This window comes from Sphingomonas aquatilis, from assembly GCF_014196115.1.
Classification (GTDB): Bacteria; Pseudomonadota; Alphaproteobacteria; order Sphingomonadales; family Sphingomonadaceae; genus Sphingomonas; species Sphingomonas aquatilis.
The window spans coordinates 109,289-128,375 of record NZ_JACIDB010000002.1 but is presented as its reverse complement, the minus strand read 5'-3'; the positions used below and the strand labels follow the sequence as shown (position 1 = coordinate 128,375).

Genomic DNA, 19,087 nt, shown 5'->3' with positions numbered 1-19,087 from the left:
CGGTGACCGTAGCGGCGGCGGCCGATGGTGGGAACCGCGATCGTCGTGTGGCCGTCCGTCGATCTGGGTTCCGAAGCAAATCACTCAAACTGGCGCCCCGACCGCCAGAATGGGTCGGTTTACAACCAATCGTAAAGCACCGGGGCGCATTTGCGGGTTCATGAACAGCATTCACATCACCCCGCATAGAGAGACGCCGTCATGCTGATCCGCGTTGCCACGCGCGAGGTCCAGGTGGGCATGTATGTCGATGCCATGGAAGGGGCATGGATCGACAATCCGTTCTGGCGCCGCAGCTTCCTGATCAAGACCGAGGCCGAACTGGACCGGCTGCGCTCGTCGGCGATCCAGCATGTCACGATCGACACCACCAAGGGGCGCGGCGTCACCGTGATCCCCGAGGCCGAACGCCGTCGCCAGGTCGAAGCGCCCGCCGTGGTCGCGCCCTTGCCGGTCGAACGCCGCAAGCGGCGCAGCGGGCCGCAGCCCGACGACCTGACGCAGACGATCGACCGGTCGAAGGAACATGTCATCGCCATGTTCCAGGAAGCGCGCCTGGGCCGCGCGATCGATCTGGAGGCCGTGACCCCGGTGGTCGACGACATTTCGGTCGCGTTGCAGCGCGACCGCGCGGCGTTCGTCAAGGTCACGCGCCTCAAGATGAACAACGAATACACCTATCTGCACTCGATCGCGGTCTGTGCGCTGATGGTCGACCTCGCGCTCCATCTCGGCCTGCCGGAGGCCGAGGTGCGCGAGATCGGCGCTGCGGGGCTGCTGCACGATATCGGCAAGGTGGCGACCCCCACGACGATCCTCGACAAGGCGGGGCAGCTCGGTCAGGACGAATGGCTGGTGATGCGCCGCCACCCGTCGGAGGGGCATGCGATGCTGCGCAAGGACGCCACCGCGTCCCGCATCGCGCTCGACGTCTGCCTGCACCACCACGAACGGCTCGACGGCAGCGGCTATCCCGAACGGCTGAAGGGCGACCAGATCAGCCTGCACGCGCGCATCGCCGCGTTCTGCGACGTCTATGACGCGGTCACCTCGGTCCGCCCCTACAAGCGTCCCTGGTCGCCGCACGAGGCGCTGGCGCGGATGCTGGAATGGGAGGGGCATTTCGACCCCGACCTGCTCGACGCCTTCATCGTTAACCTCGGCATCCAGCCGCTGCACGCACTGGTGCGGCTCAATTCCAACCGGCTCGGCATCGTGCTCGACGGCAGCGCCGACCCCTATGCGCCGCTGGTCCGCACCTTCTACCACGTGCCCGATTCACGCTTCCTGGGGATCGAGGACGTCGACACGACGCAGGATCCGGTGCTGCGGCGCGAACGCGGCGACTATTGGTTCCCGGATCGCTGGCCCGCGCTGCTCGCCGACGTCCAGGCCGGCATCCAGCCGCATGAGGCGCCCCTGCTACGCGCGGCGGGGGGTCGCTGATGCCGCACAGTAGCAATGCGGCGCGGCTGCCGCGCCTCGCCTCGTGGTGGAAGGGGCTGGACACGCCCCCCGCACGCGCATCCGCACCGGCCGCTGCCGCTCCCTCCGCCTCCGCGGCGCTGCCCCCGCGCAGCAACGCGCCGGGCGGCGCAGCCGGTGACCGCGACGGCGCGGTCGCGATGATGCGCCGCACCGCCAATCACGAGCTGATCGATCGGATCGTCGCCTTCCTCCACACGCACGATCTCGACCCCAGTCCGGACCATCTGCTGATCGCGCGCAGCTATGCGATCGGCGACGATCCCGCGCTGGCCGAGGCGATCGACGCGCGGGTCCGCACCGGCGAGACCGTGTCGCCCGCCTTTCTCGACCGACTGCCGACGCAGGCGCTCGCCGAGCGCAACCATGCCGCGACGCTCGCCGATCTCGGCGACACGCTCCAGGCGGCGATGCTCGAAAACAGTCGGCTCCTCGGCCGGTCGAGCGATTCGGCGCGCGCCTATGAAGCTGCGCTGGGCGGCACGATGCAGGAAATGGCGGCCGATCCCTGCGCATCGCTCGGGCGGCTGGTGATGCTCACCACTGCCGCCGTCGACGCGACGCGCGACCTCGCGCACCAGCTCGACACGATGGAGCGCGAGACGACGCGGCTGCGCAGCCGGCTCAACGCCGCACGCCGCACCGCCGAGCAGGACCATCTGACCCGCCTGCCCAACCGCCGCAGCTTCGATGCCCGGCTCGCCCGCGAGACCGGGGCGGAGCCGCGCTGCGTCGCGCTCTGCGACATCGACGATTTCAAGCGGATCAACGATATCCACGGCCATGAGGCGGGCGACCGCGTGCTGAAGGTCGTCGCGCGCCACCTCAAGACCGCGCTCGGTGACAAGGCGGTGGTGGCGCGGCACGGCGGCGAGGAATTCGCCTGCCTGTTCCCCGGCATGGCGATCGACGGCGCGCGCCCCTTGCTCGAAGGGATGCGCGAGGGGCTGGAAATGCGCAGCTTCGTCAATTCGGAAACGGGCACGTCGATCGGCTGCATCACCGTTTCGATCGGCCTCGCGCCGCTGGAAAGCGATCCGCGCGCCGCGATGCGCGCCGCCGACGCCGCGCTCTACGCCGCCAAGCGCGCGGGCAAGAACCGCGTCATCGTCGCACAACCGGGCGAACCCGACGGGTGACGCCCGATTGAAGTGGTGAAACCCGCGCCTGCGCGTTAGGGTCGTGGCGTCCACGATCAGGTGAGCCATGTCCGACGACGAATTCTACCGCATCAAGCGTCTGCCGCCCTATGTCATCGCCGAAGTCAACGGCATGCGGGCCGCGGCGCGCGCGGCGGGCGAGGACATCATCGATCTCGGCATGGGTAATCCCGATCTGCCGCCGCCGCCGCACGTCCTCGACAAGCTGATCGAGGTGACCAAAAAGCCCGACGCGCACGGCTATTCGCAGTCGAAGGGCATTCCCGGCCTGCGCCGCGCGCAGGCGAATTACTATGGCCGCCGCTTCGGCGTCGATCTCGATCCCGAGACCGAGGTCGTCGTGACGATGGGGTCGAAGGAGGGCCTCGCCAGCCTCGCGACCGCGATCACCGCGCCCGGCGACGTCATCCTCGCGCCCAACCCGTCCTACCCGATCCACACCTTCGGCTTCATCATCGCCGGCGCGACGATCCGCGCGGTGCCGACCACGCCCGACGAGGCCTATTTCGAAAGCCTCGAGCGCGCGATGGCCTTCACCGTGCCGCGCCCGTCGGTGCTGGTGGTCAATTATCCGTCCAACCCGACGGCCGAAGCGGTCGACCTTGCCTTCTACGAACGCCTGGTCGCCTGGGCGCGCGAGAACAAGGTCTGGATCATCAGCGACCTCGCTTATTCGGAACTCTATTACGACGGCAATCCGACCCCTTCGATCCTGCAGGTGAAGGGCGCCAAGGACGTCGCGATCGAATTCACCTCGCTCAGCAAGACCTACAGCATGGCCGGCTGGCGCATCGGCTTCGCGGTCGGCAACGCCAAGCTGATCGCGGCGATGACACGCGTGAAGTCGTACCTCGACTATGGCGCCTTCACGCCCATCCAGGCCGCCGCCTGCGCCGCGCTCAACGGCCCGCAGGACATCGTCGAGAAGAACCGCCAACTCTACCACAAGCGCCGCGACGTGCTGGTCGAAAGCTTCGGCCGCGCCGGCTGGGACATTCCGTCCCCCCGCGCCAGCATGTTCGCCTGGGCACCGCTGCCGCCCGCAGTCGCGCACTTAGGCAGCCTTGAGTTCTCCAAACAATTGCTGACTCACGCCCATGTCGCGGTTGCGCCAGGGGTGGGCTACGGCGAAAATGGAGAAGGCTTCGTGCGCATTGCCCTGGTCGAAAACGAACAGCGACTGCGCCAGGCGGCGCGCAACGTGAAGCGCTACCTGCAATCCATGGGGGTCAACACCCCCAGCCAGTCCGCAGGCCAGAAAACCGGTTGAGCGGCGACCGCCGCGCATGACCATCGAACCGCTCTATTCGCTCGCCGGCGTGCTCGTCGGCGTCCTCGTCGGCCTGACCGGGGTGGGTGGCGGATCGCTGATGACGCCGATCCTGGTGCTCGCCTTCGGTTTCCATCCCGCGACCGCGGTCGGCACCGACCTGCTCTATGCCGCGGCGACCAAGACGGTGGGCACCACCGTCCACGGCTGGCGCGGCACGCTAGACTGGAGCATCGTGCGCCGGCTGGCGATGGGCAGCGTGCCGACGACGATCGTCACCCTACTGCTGCTGGGCCAGGCGAGCGAGCATTCGTCCGCGACGCAGCATCTGCTCGCCACGTTGCTCGGCGTCGTGCTGGTCGTGTCCGCCGTCGCGACGCTGCTGCGCCACCGCATCGTCGCCGCCCTCACCCCCCGGCTGGGGGAGACCGACGGGCGCGAACCGGTGGCGCTCACCGTGCTGCTCGGCGCGATCCTCGGCGTGCTGGTGTCGCTGACCTCGGTGGGTGCGGGCGCGCTCGGCATGACCGCGCTGCTCGTCCTCTACCCGCGCCATCCGCTCAAAAGCCTCGTCGGCGCGGATATCGCGCATGCCGTGCCGCTAACGCTGCTGGCGGGCACGGGCCATTGGCTGCTCGGTTCGGTCGATCTCGGCCTGCTCGGATCGCTGCTGATCGGATCGATCCCGGGCATCGTCGTCGGCAGCCTGCTGGCGGGCGTGATGCGCGAGGCGGCGCTTCGTCCAGTGCTGGCGACCGTCCTCGCCATCGTCGGGGTCAAGCTGCTGCTGTAAGGGGCGGGGCCCCGTTCGATTACACCGCGACCCGATTCCCTCCGGCGGCGACCGCGCCGGCCAGCGTCTCCCGCGCCCGGCCGAGCATCGCGGGGAAATCGTCGCCCTGATCCATCACCACCGCCCCCGATGCGGTCACCGTCCCGATCCACTCGCCGGTTTCCGCCAGCTTGAACTTGCGCGATTCGAGCAGCGACAGCACGTCCTCGGCCTGGCTGCGCACCGCGGTGATCGTCCGGTCGGGCACGACGACGATGAACTCGTTGCCGGCCCAGCGGATCACTTCCTGATCGGGGAATTGCTTCTGGATCTTGGCGGCGAAGCCGTTGAGCACATTGTCGCCCACGCTCGTGCCGAATTCGCGATTGATCTCGACCAGTCCGTCGATGCTGAGCATCACGATCACATGACGCCGGTCGTGCTTGTCGATCTGGTCGAGGACGTGGCCGGCAAAGGCGGGCTTGAGTGCGCTGGTCAGCGGATCGTGTTCGGGATCGATCGCACGCCGCACGTCGGCGACCATCGCCTTCTTCAGCGTTTCGAACTGCTGCCGTAGCATGGCCAGCTCGTTTTCGGCCGCGGCCAGGCGCTGCACCGTCTCGTCGCCCGACGGTAGCGCCCCCTGCGCCTCCCGCACCAGCTCGCCGACGTTCGCCCCCGCCGTCCGCGTAACGGCGCGCGCTTCGTCCGCCAGCGATCCCAGCCGCTCGGCATGGTCCGCGATCCCCGTCGGAACCGGCAACGGTACGTACCGGGCGATCATCCGCGCGGCATCGGTCGCGGTCAGTCGAAAGCCATCGCCGATCAGCCCAGCGATCTCGCGCGACAAAGCGGCATTGCCACCGGTGACATGGATCAGCGCCAGACCGTAATGTGGGACGGTCGGCTCCAACCGCTGATGTTCGAGGAAGGCAAGCGCGTCGCGCGCGCGTTCAAACATCACCTGCATAGGGCGCCGTTGTGACGCGGATCGCAAAAACTATCAATGAAGCTGAATGGGTTAACAGCATTAGTACCATGCCATAGGGTAGTATTGTCGGCACCGCTTACGTCGGGTCGTCGACGTCCTCCGGCAGCGCCCAGATCAGGTCGCCCTTGCCCAATATGCGTCCGTCATGCGCCTGCACCGCGACCGGCGCGATCGGGCGACGGTCGCGCGCATCGACCAGGATCGGAAAGGCCGGCGCGCACAATTCCCAGCGCTCGCCCCATTGCCGCAGCGCGATCATCGTCGGCAGCAGCGCGTGGCCCTTTTCGGTCAGCGTATAGCGGATCTTGCGTCGGTCGGCGGGCATCGCCTCGCGCTGCAGGATGCCGTGGTCGACCAGCCGCCCCAGCCGGTTCGCCAGGATATTGCGGGCGATGCCCAGCTCGGCCTGGAATTCCTCGAAATGGTGCAGGCCATTGAACGCCGCGCGCAGGATCAGGAAGGCCCAGCGCTCGCCCATCGCCTCCAGCGCCGCGGGCAGGCTGCATTCCCGCAACGTTTCGCGCAGAGTCTCCCGGATCGGCGCGGTACACGCGGAATCGGGCCCATCGGCCGGTGTCGGCATCATGATCCTCGTCTGATCGTCGGCAGCATATCGCACAAACCGGCCGACAAGACAGCCTTTATACGTTTTCCGTTGCAACCTGAAACCGAAATCGGTAGCGGGCGCGCATCATCATCACCTGCGAATCGGTTCGGGAGGACCCCTCGTCATGAAGCTGCTGTCCACGCTCGCCCCCACGCTGGCGCTCGCCATCACCACGCTGTTCGGTGCGACCGCCGCCGGCGCCGCCGCCGCGGACACCTATGTCGCCGTCCCCACGGCGCCCTCCGCCAAGGCGAGCTTCATCACCCGCTCGACCGTTTGGCGCGCGCGTGAAGGCGGCTTCGTCGCCGGCCAGGCGCCCGAGCGTCCCGCGGTGCTGTGCGAACTGGTCGCGCGCGAAGTCGGCACGCTGTCCAGCTTCACCGTCGGCGGCACCGCCTATGACGCCGAACAGCTCGCCAAGTGCAACGCCAAGGCCAAGAAGGCGTAAGGTGTTGCGAGGACGCGCCGATCCGCGCGTTCTGGGCTCATCGTTGATGTATCCCGCAAAATCGCCTGCCGCTCTGCAACATTGTGTTGCAAAGCGGCATGCCCCTCGCCCATGTGTAGGCCGTGCTACGGCAATATGAACTGGTCGATCGGGTCCTCGATTACGACCCCGACGCGGACGAAGCGCTGCTCAACCGCGCCTATGTCTTCTCGATGCAGGCGCATGGCTCCCAGAAGCGCGCCAGCGGCGACCCCTATTTCAGCCACCCGATCGAGGTGGCGGGCATCCTCACCGACCTGAGGCTCGACGACGAGACGATCGCCACCGCGATCCTCCACGACACAATCGAAGATACGGTCGCCACGCCAGAAGAGATCACGCGCCTGTTCGGCGGCAACGTCGCGCGACTGGTCGATGGCGTCACCAAGCTGTCCAAGATCGAAGCGCAGACCGAGAACGAGCGCGCCGCCGAAAACCTGCGCAAGTTCCTGCTGGCGATGTCGGACGACATCCGCGTCCTGCTGGTCAAGCTCGCCGACCGCCTGCACAACATGCGCACGCTCCATCACATCCCGAAGCCCGAAAAGCGGCGGCGGATCGCGAAGGAGACGATGGATATCTACGCCCCGCTCGCCGAGCGGATCGGCATGTACGAATTCATGAAGGAGATGCAGACGCTCGCCTTCGCGCAGCTCGAACCCGAAGCGTATGAATCGATCACCAAGCGGCTCGATCAGCTCAAGACCGGCGGCGGCGATCGCATCGCCAAGATCGGATCGGGCCTGAAGCTGCTGCTCGGCCGTGCCGGCGTCGATGCCGAGGTGACGGGTCGCGAGAAGCATCCCTATTCGATCTGGCGCAAGATGAGCGAGCGCCACATCAGCTTCGAACAGCTCAGCGACATCATGGCGTTCCGCGCGATCGTGCCGACGGTCGAGGATTGCTACGCGGCGCTGGGCATCATCCACCGCCGCTGGCCGATGGTGCCGGGGCGGTTCAAGGATTACATCTCGACGCCCAAGCGCAACGGCTATCGCTCGCTGCACACCAGCGTGATCCACGCCGACAATGCGCGCATCGAGATCCAGATCCGGACGCCCGAGATGCATGCGGAGGCCGAATTCGGCCTCGCCGCGCATTGGGCGTACAAGGAAAAGAAGGTCCGCGCTGACAGCCAGCACAGCTGGATCGCCGACCTCGTCGAAATCCTGGAAACCGCGGGCAGCCCCGAAGAGCTACTCGAACACACGCGCATGGCGATGTACCAGGATCGCATCTTCGCCTTCACACCCAAGGGCGAGCTGATCCAGCTGCCCAAGGGCGCGACGCCGATCGATTTCGCCTATGCCGTCCACACCGATCTCGGCGACCAGGCGGTCGGCGCCAAGATCAACGGCCGCGTCGTGCCTTTGTCGACCGTCATTGAGAATGGCGATCAGGTGCAGGTGCTCCGCTCCAAGGGGCAGGTGCCGCAGCCCGGCTGGCTCAACTTCGCGATCACCGGCAAGGCGCTCGCCGCGATCCGCCGCCATTTGCGCCAGACCGAACGCGCCGAGCTGATCGCGCTCGGCCGCAAGCTCTACGACGACATCGTCCGCCGCCTGCCCGCGCCGCTCGGCCCCGATGCGCTCACTCATGCGCTGTCGCGGCTGAAGATGGGCGACGAGGCCACACTGATGGCGGGGATCGCCCGGCGAACCTTGTCCGACGCGACGGTGATGGAGGCGCTGATGCCGGGTTCGGCCGGTGCCGATCTCGCGCTGATCGCGCCGCAATCGACCGCCATCTCGATCAAGGGGCTGACCCCCGGCGTCGCCTTCGACCTCGCCGAATGCTGCCATCCGGTGCCCGGCGACCGCATCGTCGGCCTGCGTCGCCCGGATGCGGGGATCGAGGTGCACGCGATCGACTGCCGCGTCCTCGCCGAACTCGCCGAACGCGGCGCCGACGAGACCGACTGGGTCGATGTCGACTGGGGCGACCAAAGCGAAGGCGCGGTCGCGCGCATTTCGGTGCAGGTGAAGAACGAACCCGGCGCGCTCGGCATCGTCTCGACGATCATCGGCGCACATCGGGCGAACATCATCGCGCTGCGGCTGGATACGCGCGACACGATCTTCCACACCAACGTCATCGACGTCGAAGTCCACGACATCCACCAACTGATGCGCCTGATCGCCGCCCTGCGCGCGGCGGATGCGGTAAATGCGGTGGAGCGGGTGTAGGGCAGCTGACGCCCCCGCCCCCCTTCTCCGTCATTCCCGCGAAGGCGGAAATCCAGACACGCTACCCTCACGGCAAGATACGCAACCGTCAGAGAATATGGATTCCCGCCTCCGCGGGAATGACGGAACGAGGGGAGGGCCGCCCCACTCAACCTCCGTCATCCCGGCGCACGCCGGGATCCATGGACGCGCAACGCTTATGGCGTCCACCCCATCAGCACCACCGAAACCATGGATCCCGGCCTTCGCCGGGATGACGAACGAGCGGCTGGGCTTACAGCAACCCCAACGCCTGCAGTTCTCGCCGCAGCTTCGGCTCACCCTCGAAATGCAGCGCGATCAGCCCGACGCTCTGGGCCCCCGCGACGTTCGCGGCATTGTCGTCGATGAACACCGTGCGGCCCGCCTCCAGCCCGAACCGCGCCAGCGCCAGCCGGTAGATCGCCGGATCCGGCTTCACCAGCTTCTCCGCGCCCGACACCACGATGTCGCGGAAGCGATCGAACATCGCCGATTCGCGCGCGCGGAACGGCGGCCAGAATTCGTGGCTGAAGTTGGTGATGCCGAACAGCGGCACGCCCGCCGCCTCCAGTTCGTCGACCAGCGCGGGCATGCCCGGCATCGGATCGCCGATGCTCTCCAGAAACCGCGGCCCCCAGGCGGCGATCAGATCGGCATGCTGCGGATACAACGCGGAAAGCTCCGCCGAGGTCTCGGCGAAGTCGCGCCCAGCGTCATGCTGGAAATGCCATTCGTGCGTGACGACGTCGCGCAGGAACGCATCGAGCGCCCGATCGTCGTCGATCAGGCGCCGGTAGAGGATCCGGGGATCCCAGTCGTACAAGACCCGGCCGATATCGAAGATGACCGCCGTCGGCGTGACGGCAGCCTCGACATCGGCTGGAGCCAAGCCCAAGTGGCTTAGCCCTGACGCGCCTTGAAGCGACGGTTGGTCTTGTTGATGACGTAGGTGCGGCCGCGACGACGGATCACGCGATTGTCGCGATGACGGTCCTTGAGCGACTTCAGGCTGTTGCGGATCTTCATGATCGATTCGCTTCTTTTCGTGTTTATAAGGTGTCGGTGAAAGCGCGAGCGCCTAGAGAGCAAGGGCCCAATAGTCAAGCAACGGCGCAGGCGTTAGAGCGTTTCCCAAGCGCAACGTATCGCAAAGGCTGCCCCTCCATGACACTCCGCCCGTTACTGGCCCTTGGCATCTCCGCCGCGCTGCTCGCCGGCTGCGCCACCACGGCAGGTCCGCTGCCGCCGACGGACGTGATCCGCTACCATCTCGGCGAACCGATCCCGCGCGGCACGATCGCGGTCGAACCGCTGTCGGGCGGCGCGCCGGCCAGCCTGGAATTCAAGACCTATGCCGCCGCGGTGCAGACCGAACTGCTGAAGGCCGGCTATACCGTGCCGCCGCAGGGCGCGATGCCCGATTATGTCGCGACCGTCGGCTTCACCCGCACCAGTCGCGAAGGCCCGCCGCGCCAGTCGCCGGTCAGCATCGGCCTGGGCGGGGGCGGCTTCAGCGGCGGGCGCAGCGGTGGCGGTGTCGGCCTCGGCGGGGGCCTCAGCTTCCCGATCGGCAAGAGCCGCCCGACCGAGCTGCTCGTCGCCGAGCTGAGCGTCACGATCAAGCGCCGCACCGATCTGTCGCCGATCTGGGAAGGCAAGGCGCAGGGCGTCAGCGACATCAAGCGCGCCGACCAGCAGGCCGCCCGCCTCGCCCGCGCGCTCTTCACCGGCTTCCCCGGCCAGTCCGGCCGCACGATCAGCGTGAAGTAAGCGGCTAACGCCCTCACCCTTCGCCGCCGGCGGCGGCTCTTCCCTCTCCCGGCGGGAGAGGGAGGGAGGCGCGCAGCGCCGGAAGGGTGAGGCAGCACCATCCCTCCCCCCAAAACCGATTGGCCCCGCCCATGACCATCACCATCGACGCCGGCTTCGACGGCGGCAACATCCGCCTCGTTTCGATCGACGGCGACCGCATCGACCTGGAGATTGTGAAGGATCACCAGTCGGACTTCTTCCAATGGTTCTCGTTCCGCGTCGCGGGCGCGCACGGCCGTCGGCTCACCTTCCGCATCCTCAACGCCGGCGAATCGGCCTATCCGTTCGGCTGGCCCGGCTACAAGACGCGCGCGAGCACCGATCGCGTCCATTGGCGGATGATCGACACCCACTACGACAACGGCGTCCTCTCGTTCGACTATACGGTCGAGGGCCAGCTCGCCTGGTTCGCCTATTTCGCGCCGTACACGATGGAAATGCACCACGATCTCGTCGCGCGCACCGCGGCGAAGCCGGGCGTCGAGCACCGCCAATTGGGCACCACGCTCGACGGACAGGCGATCGACTATTTCAAGATCGGCAACGGCGCCAAGCCCGTGTGGCTCTATGCGCGCCAGCATCCGGGCGAATCGATGGCCGAATGGTGGATGGACGGCGCGCTCGACTGGCTGACCAGCGATGCCGCCAAGCCCCTGCTGGACAAGGCGACCGTCCACGTCGTCCCCAACATGAACCCCGACGGCACCCGCCGCGGCCATCTGCGCACCAATGCCGCCGGCGTGAACCTCAACCGCGAATGGCACGCGCCCTCGTCCGAACGCAGCCCCGAAGTGCTGTGCGTCCGCAATGCGATGGACGAAACCGGCGTCGCCTTCGCGATCGATGTCCATGGCGACGAGGCGATTCCGGCGAACTTCATCGCCGGTTTCGAAGGCATCCCCAACTGGACCGAGGAACACGGGGCCAAATTCTACGATTTCGGCCACCGCCTCGCCGCGCACACCCCCGATTTCCAGGTCGAAAAGGGCTATGAGAAATCGAGCGCCGGCAATGCCAATCTGTCGATGTCGACCAACCAATTGGCGCAGCGCTTCGGCGCGGTGTCGGTGACGCTGGAAATGCCGTTCAAGGACCACGATCCCAATCCCGACTCCGAATACGGCTGGTCGGGCGAACGGTCGAAGGCGCTTGCCGTCTCGTGCCTCGAAGTGTTGACGGACATGATCGACACGATCTGACGTCTGGGGTCTCGATAAGGAGATTCACGCGAAGACGCTAAGACGCGAAGAAGAAGGCAGGATCACGCGGAGACGCGGAGACGCGGAGGGACGCGCGCCTAGCCGCAGGCACGGCCCTTCATCAGCCCGGGGTTGATGGAACGCGACCGGAGCGACCGGGCGTACCTTCTCCGCGTCTCCGCGTCTCCGCGTGAACACCCCTCTTCTCTTCGCGTCTTAGCGTCTTCGCGTGAAACAAAACCCACGCTCCCCAGCGCCCCGAAAAGCGGATCAATCGACACACGCCCCCCCACGCACTATCCCCGCCCCGAACCACAGACCCCTCGACCCACGGGAGCCCGCATGCCTCGCCTAGTCCTGATCCGCCACGGCCAGTCCGCCTGGAACCTCGAAAACCGCTTCACCGGCTGGTGGGACGTCGATGTCACCGACAAGGGCGCGGCCGAAGCGCGCGCCGCGGGCGAGCTGATGGCGGCCAAGGGCCTCGATTTCGACATGACCTTCACGTCGCTGCAGACACGGGCGATCAAGACGCTCAACCTCGCGCTGGAGGCGATGGGCCGGCTGTGGCTGCCGGTCGAAAAGGACTGGCGCCTCAACGAACGCCATTATGGCGGCCTCACCGGTCTCGACAAGGCGGAGACGGCGGCGAAGCACGGCGACGAACAGGTTCACATCTGGCGTCGCAGCTTCGACATCCCCCCGCCCCCGCTCGAAGCCGGCAGCGCCTATGACCTCAGCCAGGACCGCCGCTACGCCGGCATCGCCATTCCCCAGACCGAAAGCCTGAAGGACACGATCGCCCGCGTCCTCCCCTATTGGGAACAGCGCATCGCCCCCGCGCTGAAGGACGGCCAGCGCGTCCTGATCTCCGCCCACGGCAATAGCTTGCGCGCGCTGGTGAAGCACCTGTCAGGCATCTCCGACGACGACATCACCAGCCTCGAAATCCCCACCGGCCAGCCGATCGTCTACGACCTCGACGCGGATTTGAACGCCACGGACCGCTACTACCTCAACGAGCGCTAAGCGCCCCCCTCTTTCGTGATCCCGGCGCGGGGCAAGTTCCTCCCTTCGTCATCCCGGCGCACGCCGGGATCCATGGACACGCAACGCCGGTGGCGCCCGCACCAGCAACGGCACCCCATCCATGGATCCCGGCCTCCGCCGGGATGACGGGAGGGAAAGAACGCCCGCCTCCCCCTCTTCGTCATTCCCGCGAAGGCGGGAATCCAGACGCGCTACCGTCGCGCCTCCAGCCGAAACGTCAGAGGTTCTGGATTCCCGCCTCCGCGGGAATGACGGTCGTGGGGATCGGAGGTGCCAACAACACACCCGGCGACATGCATGTTGGACCCACCTCCCTCCAACCCCCTGCACCAAAACCCAAATCCCGCCCCCCTGTCCTACACCCCCATCATCCGCCACAACCCAGCCCCATGCCCGATCACCACCAAAGCGGAAACGATACCCCACGAACGTTTCCCTTCAGGTGTTCATGCCGCCACCTTTCCCCTACGGAAGCGCACGCCAGGGCGTTGCCCTTGCCGCCCGCCCCCGATAGACGACGGCCATGGACACTCCGCTGGTCGGCATCATCATGGGTTCGACGTCCGACTGGGACACGATGCGCGGCGCCGCCGACGTGCTCGCCGAGCTAGGCGTGCCGCATGAGACGAAGGTCGTCTCCGCGCACCGCACCCCCGACCGCCTGTACGATTACGCCAAGTCGGCGGCGGATCGCGGCCTCAAGGTCGTGATCGCCGGTGCGGGCGGCGCGGCGCACCTGCCCGGCATGGCCGCGGCGATGACGCACCTTCCCGTCCTCGGCGTCCCCGTCCAGAGCAAGGCCCTCTCGGGCCAGGACAGCCTGCTCTCGATCGTACAGATGCCCGCCGGCATCCCCGTCGGTTGCCTCGCGATCGGCAAAGCGGGGGCGACCAACGCCGGCCTGCTCGCCGCCGCGATCCTTGGCATCAACGACCCCGCGCTGTCGCAGCGGTTGCAGGCCTGGCGCCAGCGCCAGACCGACGCCGTCGCGGACGAGCCCGCCTGATGCTGCCCCCCGGTTCGACGATCGGCATCCTCGGCGGTGGACAGCTCGGTCGCATGCTTGCCGTCGCCGCAGCGCAACTGGGCTATCGCACCCACGTCCTCGCCCCCGACCGCGAAAGCGTCGCTGCGCAGACCGCCTCCAGCCTGACGCGCGCCGATTACCACAATCGCATCGTCCTCGCCGACTTCGCCGCCGCCTGCGACGTCGTCACCTACGAGTTCGAGAATATCGACGTCACGCCCGTCGAATGGCTCAGCCAGCGCGTCCCCGTCCACCCCAACCCCGCCGCGCTGCGCGTCGCGCAGGATCGCATCGCCGAAAAGCGCTTCGTAGAGACCGTCGGCGGCCGCCCCGCCCCCTGGGCACCGGTGAACAGCGAAGCCGACCTGATGGCGGCGCTCGACCGCATCGGCTATCCCGCGATCCTCAAGACGACGCGCTTCGGCTATGACGGCAAGGGCCAGGCGGTGATCCGCGACGCCGCCGATGCGGCCGAAGCCTGGGCGACGATCGGCGGCCCCGCGGTGCTCGAAGGCTTCATCGCCTTCACCCACGAATTTTCGATCCTGATCGCCCGCGGTCAGGACGGCGCCAGCGTCCGCTACGATCCGCCGCACAACGTCCATCGCGACGCGATCCTGCGCACCTCCACCGTCCCCGCACCGGCCGAGATCGTCGCGCAGGCCGAGGAAGCCACCGCGCTTGCCTGCCGCATCGCCGACGAACTGGGCTATGTCGGCGTCCTCGCATGCGAATTCTTCGTGGGTAGCGACGGCCCGGTGTTCAACGAAATGGCCCCCCGCGTCCACAATTCGGGCCATTGGACGATCGAGGGCGCCGACACCTCGCAATTCGAAAACCATATCCGCGCGATCTGCGGCCTCCCCCTCGGCGCCACGACACTGACGGGGCGCGAGGTCAGCCTCGAAAACCTGATCGGCGACGATGCGTGGCAACCCGCCCTGACGGAAGCCGGCGCCCACCTCCACCTCTACGGCAAAGGCTCGGCCCGACTGGGCCGCAAGATGGGTCATGTGACGCGGGTGACGCGGTAACGTCAGGCAGCAGCCAATGCGGAAAAGTCATTGGCTGGAACGATCTGTCGAACATGCGGCGGATAGCAATTGCCTCCCCCTGCATAGTCCCGCCATGTTGCCAGAGCCTGATTCTTTGTAAGCAGGTAGAAGATCGGCGATAGTGTTCGTAGGTCCAACTCGACAAAAATAAAGAAGTCAGCCTCACCCTTGGTCGACATGTCTACCGGCCACCGCGTGATTTCGGATGGACGCTTAAGAAACTGCCGCGTTTTGACCTCAATCGATCTTGCCTGACCCGCCACCACGACGATGATGTCATGCCCAGGCGCACCTTCCGGACTTATGTATGCGGCATAGCCAAGCGTATTGAGCTTGGCGACGGCAAGCAGTTCACCCAGTGTTCCGGCTTGGAGACGCGATAGCTTGGTCGGCATTTCGGGCTGCTTAAACAGAAGTCTGCCAACTCGACAGCCCAAATCGTAGTCGTAAGTAAGACGACCCGTTGTGATGCAAAGTCACACGGCCCTATATAGCCGGTGTTCCTGCGCTGCCCGGCTTGCCGGGCATCAGGCTTAAGTCCGGAGCGATCCGGCAGGGTCCTTGGCGATGCAAGCTAAAGGCTCGATAGACCCCAGTCGGTTCGCCGGCTGGGGTTTGTCATTTCTGCCAGCCAAAACCGCAACGACCCGCCTCCCTTTCGGAAGACGGGCCGCCCGTTACCCTGACAAACCGAACGATCAGCCGGTGCGCTTGCCGTTCAGCGGGAAGCTGCCGAACGCGCCTGCACCGACGGTGCCGGTCAACGTGTCGCCCTCGGCGGTCGCTTCGCAGTCGAGCGTCATCGGCATCGGCACGGTCATCTGCTGCTTCCAGCGGATCGTGTTGCCCGATACCTCGCCCGACACGTCGCTCGAGCCCATCGCGCCCGATGCAGTGCCGGTGAAGCTGCCGCCGTCGCTCTGGACGGTCAGCGTCAGGTTCTGGTCGCCCAGCGGCGACTTTACGGTGCAATCCCAGCTGCCATCGACATCGGCCATGCGCATCTCTCCTTATTTCGCGGTGGTAGAGGGGGTTACATTGGCCACCGCGCTTGCCGGGATGACCTCGACCGGCAGGCCCAGCGTGTCAAGCTGCGGCTTCACCTTGGCCGCGTCGCCCACCACGATCCAGCTGAACTGGCCCGGCTTGATCGTCTGCGCCGCCGCGCTGCGCAATTCCGGCAGCGTCAGCGCGCGCAGCCGCGTCGGCAGCGTCGCGTAATAATCGTCGGGGCGCTTCAGCAGGTCGTTGGTCTGCATCGCGCCAAGCACCGCCTGCGACGTCTGGAACTGGCCGGGCAGCTGCAGGATCGCGCCGTTGATCGCCAGGCCATATTCGGTTTCCGTCATCGGCTTGGTCGTGACGAACTGCGTCACGTCCTCGCGCGCCGACGCGACCGACGGTCCCGTCTTGTCCGCCTGCACGCCCGCCTGCATCACATAGGGCGCGGCATATTCGGACACCTGGAACCGTCCGCCCGCGCCATAGGACCAGTGCTTCTCTTCGCGCAGGTCCATGTTGAAGCGGCTGAGGAAGCTGCCGCCCAGCGCGTCGTTGACGGTGTTGAGCGCCAGCAGATCATCCGTGCCCTTCAGCCCGGTACGCTGCGCACCGACGACGATCGACTGCGGGCTGTCCGGACGATCGACCAGCACGATGCGCGGGGTAAGCGACGGTTGCGCGCCCCCGAACGTCTTGGTGCCGGGCGTGCCCGTGCCCTGCCAGTCGCCGAAGCGCGCGTCGAGCGCCGCCTTCACCTCGCCCAGCGGCCGGTCGGAAACGACGAAGATCTTCGCCTTGTCGGGGCGCAGCCACGCCTGTTCGAAGCGGCGCAGATCGGCGGGGGTCAGCGATGCCACCGCCACCGGATCGCCGGAGCCCTGCGCCTTGGCATAGGGCGTCCCCGCCGCGAGCAGCCGCGTCGTCATCCGCTGCGCCAGCGCACCGGGATTGGTCAGCTCCTGCTGGATGCCCGCAACCTGCTGCGCCTTGAAGCGCGCGACCTCGGCATCGGCATAGGTCGGGTGCCGCGCGACTTCCGCGAACAGGTCGAGCGCACCGTTCAGGTTCGCGCTCGGCACGCCCATGAACAGCGTGCTGCGATCGTTGCTGGCAGAGGCACTCAGCTGCATGCCCAGCCGCTCGCGTGCCTCGGCAAGCGCGTTGGCGTCATACCGGTCGGTGCCCTCGTCCATCATCATCAGCGCGACGAGCTGCGTGCCCAGCTTGTCGGACACGTCCGACGCATAGCCCGCATCGAAGCTCAGCACCGCCTGCGTCACCGGCAGCGCGCTGCGCTGCGCATAGACGATCTCGATGCCGTTCTTCAGCCGCGCCCGCTCGATCTTCGGGAAGGTGAGGCCGGTGATCGCGCCCACGCCGGGCATCGCGCCGCGCGTGCCCTTGGCGGGCTGCTCCGGGGCTGCGACGACATCCACCTTCGGCGGCACCTTGGCTTCGGCATAGGCGTCGCGCGCGCCGGGGACGACGTTCACCGCCAGCACCGGACGGCTCAGCCACTTGTCCGCCGCGGCCTTGACGCTCGCCGGCGTTTGCGCGGCGAGTTCGGCCAGCTCCTTCTTGTAGAAGCCCGGATCGTTCGAATAGAGCGCGCCCTCCGCCAGCACCGATGCCTTGCCGTTCACCGATTCCAGGCTGCGCAGCCGCGCCGAGATCGTCGCCGTGACATAGCGCGACACTTCGTCCGCGGTCGGGCCGGTGCGCAGGAAGTCCGCGACCACCGCGTCCAGCCGCTGCGCCGCGACCGCCGGATCGACGCCGGGCCGCACCAGACCGTTGATCGAGAACACGCCGATCTGCGCGAAGTCGCTGTTGTCGGCGCTCAGCTGCGTGAACAGCTTTTCCTTGCGCACCAATTCGTTGGCGAAGCGCGACGAGGCCATGCCGCCCAGCACGCCCGCCGCGACGTCCAGCCCCGCGCTGTCCTTGTCGTTCAGGCCCGGCACCGCCCAGTTGCGCGACAGCATCACCGCCGCGACGCGGTCCTTCAGCGTCACCGTCTTCGCCGCGGGCAGCGTGACCACCGGCGCGACCGGCAATTGGCTCTTGGGGCCCGGCTTGATGGCACCGAAATACTTTTCGACCAGCGGCTTGGCGGTCGCGGCATCGATATCGCCCGACAGCACCAGCACCGCATTGTTCGGGCCGTAATGGCTGCGGAACCAATTCTTCACCGTTTCCAGGCTGGCGGCGTCGAGGTCCGCCATCGAACCGATCGTGTCATGGCCATACGGATGCGTCGTCGGGAACAGCCCCTCGGTCACCGCATAATCGAGCAGGCCGTAAGGGCGGTTGTCGCCCTGACGCTTTTCGTTCTGGACGACGCCGCGCTGCTCGTCGAGCACGCCTTGCGTGATCGCACCGAGCAGATAGCCCATGCGATCGCTCTCCAGGAACAGCGCACGGTCCAGCGCGCCGGTCGGCACCGTCTCGAAATAATTGGTGCGATCGAAATAGGTCGTGCCGTTGAGGTCGGTCGCGCCGATCTGCTTCAGCGGCGCGAAGAAGTCGCCCGGGGCATTTTCCGATCCGTTGAACATCAGATGCTCGAACAGATGCGCAAAGCCGGTCGACCCCTGCGGCTCGTGCTTCGACCCGACGTCATACCAGACGCTGACCGCGACGACCGGCGCCTTGCGATCGGTATGGACGATCACGCGCAGCCCGTTCTTCAGCGTGAACTCCTGGTACGGAATGTTCACTTCCTTGACCAATGCCGACACCGGCGCGGCCTTCACCGCCGCGGGCGTGGTCTGCGCAACGGCGGGCATCGCAAGCGCAAGCGTCGCGGCCCCGGCCAGCGCGGCAAATTTCATCGTCGTCATGCAATCCCCCCGAGAGCGTCCCGTAATGGACGTGAACGGCGGCGAGCATAGCCCCGCCCCGACAACTGGCAAGCGGTGTCGGATGAAACCATCGACGACTATTGTGTTGCACAAAGGCAA

At 66.9% G+C, this 19,087-nt stretch carries 18 protein-coding genes; 11 read left to right on the top strand and 7 right to left on the bottom strand.

Annotated elements, in window-relative coordinates; genetic code table 11:
• Window positions 1-201 precede the first annotated feature (201 nt).
• The 4 genes from GGR47_RS06525 to GGR47_RS06510 all read left to right on the top strand — a co-directional run bounded on the left by GGR47_RS06525 (window position 202) and on the right by GGR47_RS06510 (window position 4,708).
• The gene (locus GGR47_RS06525; RefSeq protein ID WP_147035960.1) at window positions 202-1,446 is read left to right on the top strand and encodes an HD-GYP domain-containing protein; all 1,245 of its coding nucleotides are present in this window, start codon (window positions 202-204) and stop codon (window positions 1,444-1,446) included.
• A complete protein-coding gene (locus GGR47_RS06520; protein WP_244305025.1) occupies window positions 1,446-2,624 on the top strand; it encodes a GGDEF domain-containing protein in 1,179 nt (392 codons plus the stop codon). The genes GGR47_RS06525 and GGR47_RS06520 overlap by 1 nt, the downstream gene beginning before the upstream one ends.
• A gap of 67 nt (window positions 2,625-2,691) precedes the next feature.
• Window positions 2,692-3,915 carry an LL-diaminopimelate aminotransferase gene (locus tag GGR47_RS06515; RefSeq protein ID WP_017980331.1) on the top strand — a complete coding sequence of 408 codons (1,224 nt, stop codon included), beginning with the start codon at window positions 2,692-2,694 and terminating at the stop codon, window positions 3,913-3,915.
• Window positions 3,916-3,931: 16 nt separating this feature from the next.
• Window positions 3,932-4,708 (top strand): sulfite exporter TauE/SafE family protein, encoded by a 777-nt coding sequence (locus tag GGR47_RS06510; RefSeq protein ID WP_043060940.1) that lies wholly within the window; start codon window positions 3,932-3,934, stop codon window positions 4,706-4,708.
• A gap of 19 nt (window positions 4,709-4,727) precedes the next feature.
• Here the strand turns inward: GGR47_RS06510 and GGR47_RS06505 are convergent, their stop codons facing one another.
• On the bottom strand, window positions 4,728-5,657 hold the full coding sequence (locus tag GGR47_RS06505; RefSeq protein WP_147035959.1) for a GGDEF domain-containing protein: 930 nt from the start codon (window positions 5,655-5,657) through the stop codon (window positions 4,728-4,730).
• 97 nt (window positions 5,658-5,754) lie between these two features.
• Complete coding sequence (locus GGR47_RS06500) at window positions 5,755-6,264, bottom strand: winged helix-turn-helix transcriptional regulator (protein ID WP_017980334.1); 510 nt, start codon at window positions 6,262-6,264, stop codon at window positions 5,755-5,757.
• Window positions 6,265-6,409: 145 nt separating this feature from the next.
• On the opposite strand from GGR47_RS06500, the gene GGR47_RS06495 reads away from it, so the two are divergent.
• Together GGR47_RS06495 and GGR47_RS06490 are read left to right on the top strand one after the other, a co-directional pair.
• Complete coding sequence (locus GGR47_RS06495; protein WP_063686763.1) at window positions 6,410-6,733, top strand: CC_3452 family protein; 324 nt, start codon at window positions 6,410-6,412, stop codon at window positions 6,731-6,733.
• A gap of 122 nt (window positions 6,734-6,855) precedes the next feature.
• Window positions 6,856-8,958 carry a RelA/SpoT family protein gene (locus tag GGR47_RS06490; protein WP_147035958.1) on the top strand — a complete coding sequence of 701 codons (2,103 nt, stop codon included), beginning with the start codon at window positions 6,856-6,858 and terminating at the stop codon, window positions 8,956-8,958.
• A 274-nt stretch (window positions 8,959-9,232) separates the two neighbouring features.
• On the opposite strand, the gene GGR47_RS06485 is transcribed toward GGR47_RS06490, so the two are convergent.
• Together GGR47_RS06485 and ykgO are read right to left on the bottom strand one after the other, a co-directional pair.
• Window positions 9,233-9,868, bottom strand: coding sequence for an HAD family hydrolase (locus GGR47_RS06485; protein ID WP_276509316.1), 636 nt, complete (start codon window positions 9,866-9,868; stop codon window positions 9,233-9,235).
• An 11-nt stretch (window positions 9,869-9,879) separates the two neighbouring features.
• Entirely contained in the window at window positions 9,880-10,005 is a 126-nt protein-coding gene (ykgO, locus tag GGR47_RS06480; protein ID WP_003046794.1) for a type B 50S ribosomal protein L36, read from the bottom strand.
• A 138-nt stretch (window positions 10,006-10,143) separates the two neighbouring features.
• Between ykgO and GGR47_RS06475 the strand changes: the two genes are divergently transcribed.
• The 5 genes from GGR47_RS06475 (at window position 10,144) to GGR47_RS06455 (ending at window position 15,101) form a co-directional block, all read left to right on the top strand.
• Entirely contained in the window at window positions 10,144-10,749 is a 606-nt protein-coding gene (locus GGR47_RS06475) for a DUF4136 domain-containing protein (protein WP_147035956.1), read from the top strand.
• 131 nt (window positions 10,750-10,880) lie between these two features.
• Window positions 10,881-11,990 (top strand): M14 family metallopeptidase, encoded by a 1,110-nt coding sequence (locus GGR47_RS06470; RefSeq protein WP_147035955.1) that lies wholly within the window; start codon window positions 10,881-10,883, stop codon window positions 11,988-11,990.
• 342 nt (window positions 11,991-12,332) lie between these two features.
• Window positions 12,333-13,019 (top strand): 2,3-diphosphoglycerate-dependent phosphoglycerate mutase, encoded by a 687-nt coding sequence (gene gpmA / locus GGR47_RS06465; protein WP_017980340.1) that lies wholly within the window; start codon window positions 12,333-12,335, stop codon window positions 13,017-13,019.
• Between the two features lie 544 nt (window positions 13,020-13,563).
• Window positions 13,564-14,046: a 5-(carboxyamino)imidazole ribonucleotide mutase gene (purE, locus tag GGR47_RS06460; protein WP_147035953.1), complete on the top strand. Its 483-nt coding sequence runs from the start codon at window positions 13,564-13,566 to the stop codon at window positions 14,044-14,046.
• Window positions 14,046-15,101 (top strand): 5-(carboxyamino)imidazole ribonucleotide synthase, encoded by a 1,056-nt coding sequence (locus GGR47_RS06455; RefSeq protein WP_147035952.1) that lies wholly within the window; start codon window positions 14,046-14,048, stop codon window positions 15,099-15,101. The genes purE and GGR47_RS06455 overlap by 1 nt, the downstream gene beginning before the upstream one ends.
• 2 nt (window positions 15,102-15,103) lie before the next feature.
• On the opposite strand, the gene GGR47_RS06450 is transcribed toward GGR47_RS06455, so the two are convergent.
• From GGR47_RS06450 to GGR47_RS06440, 3 genes are all read right to left on the bottom strand, one after another.
• The gene (locus GGR47_RS06450; RefSeq protein ID WP_147035951.1) at window positions 15,104-15,517 is read right to left on the bottom strand and encodes a protein NO VEIN domain-containing protein; all 414 of its coding nucleotides are present in this window, start codon (window positions 15,515-15,517) and stop codon (window positions 15,104-15,106) included.
• Window positions 15,518-15,820: 303 nt separating this feature from the next.
• Complete coding sequence (locus GGR47_RS06445; protein WP_017980344.1) at window positions 15,821-16,120, bottom strand: hypothetical protein; 300 nt, start codon at window positions 16,118-16,120, stop codon at window positions 15,821-15,823.
• A gap of 12 nt (window positions 16,121-16,132) precedes the next feature.
• Window positions 16,133-18,967, bottom strand: a complete 2,835-nt coding sequence (locus GGR47_RS06440; protein ID WP_147035950.1) for a M16 family metallopeptidase — start codon at window positions 18,965-18,967, stop codon at window positions 16,133-16,135.
• Window positions 18,968-19,087: the final 120 nt, after the last annotated feature.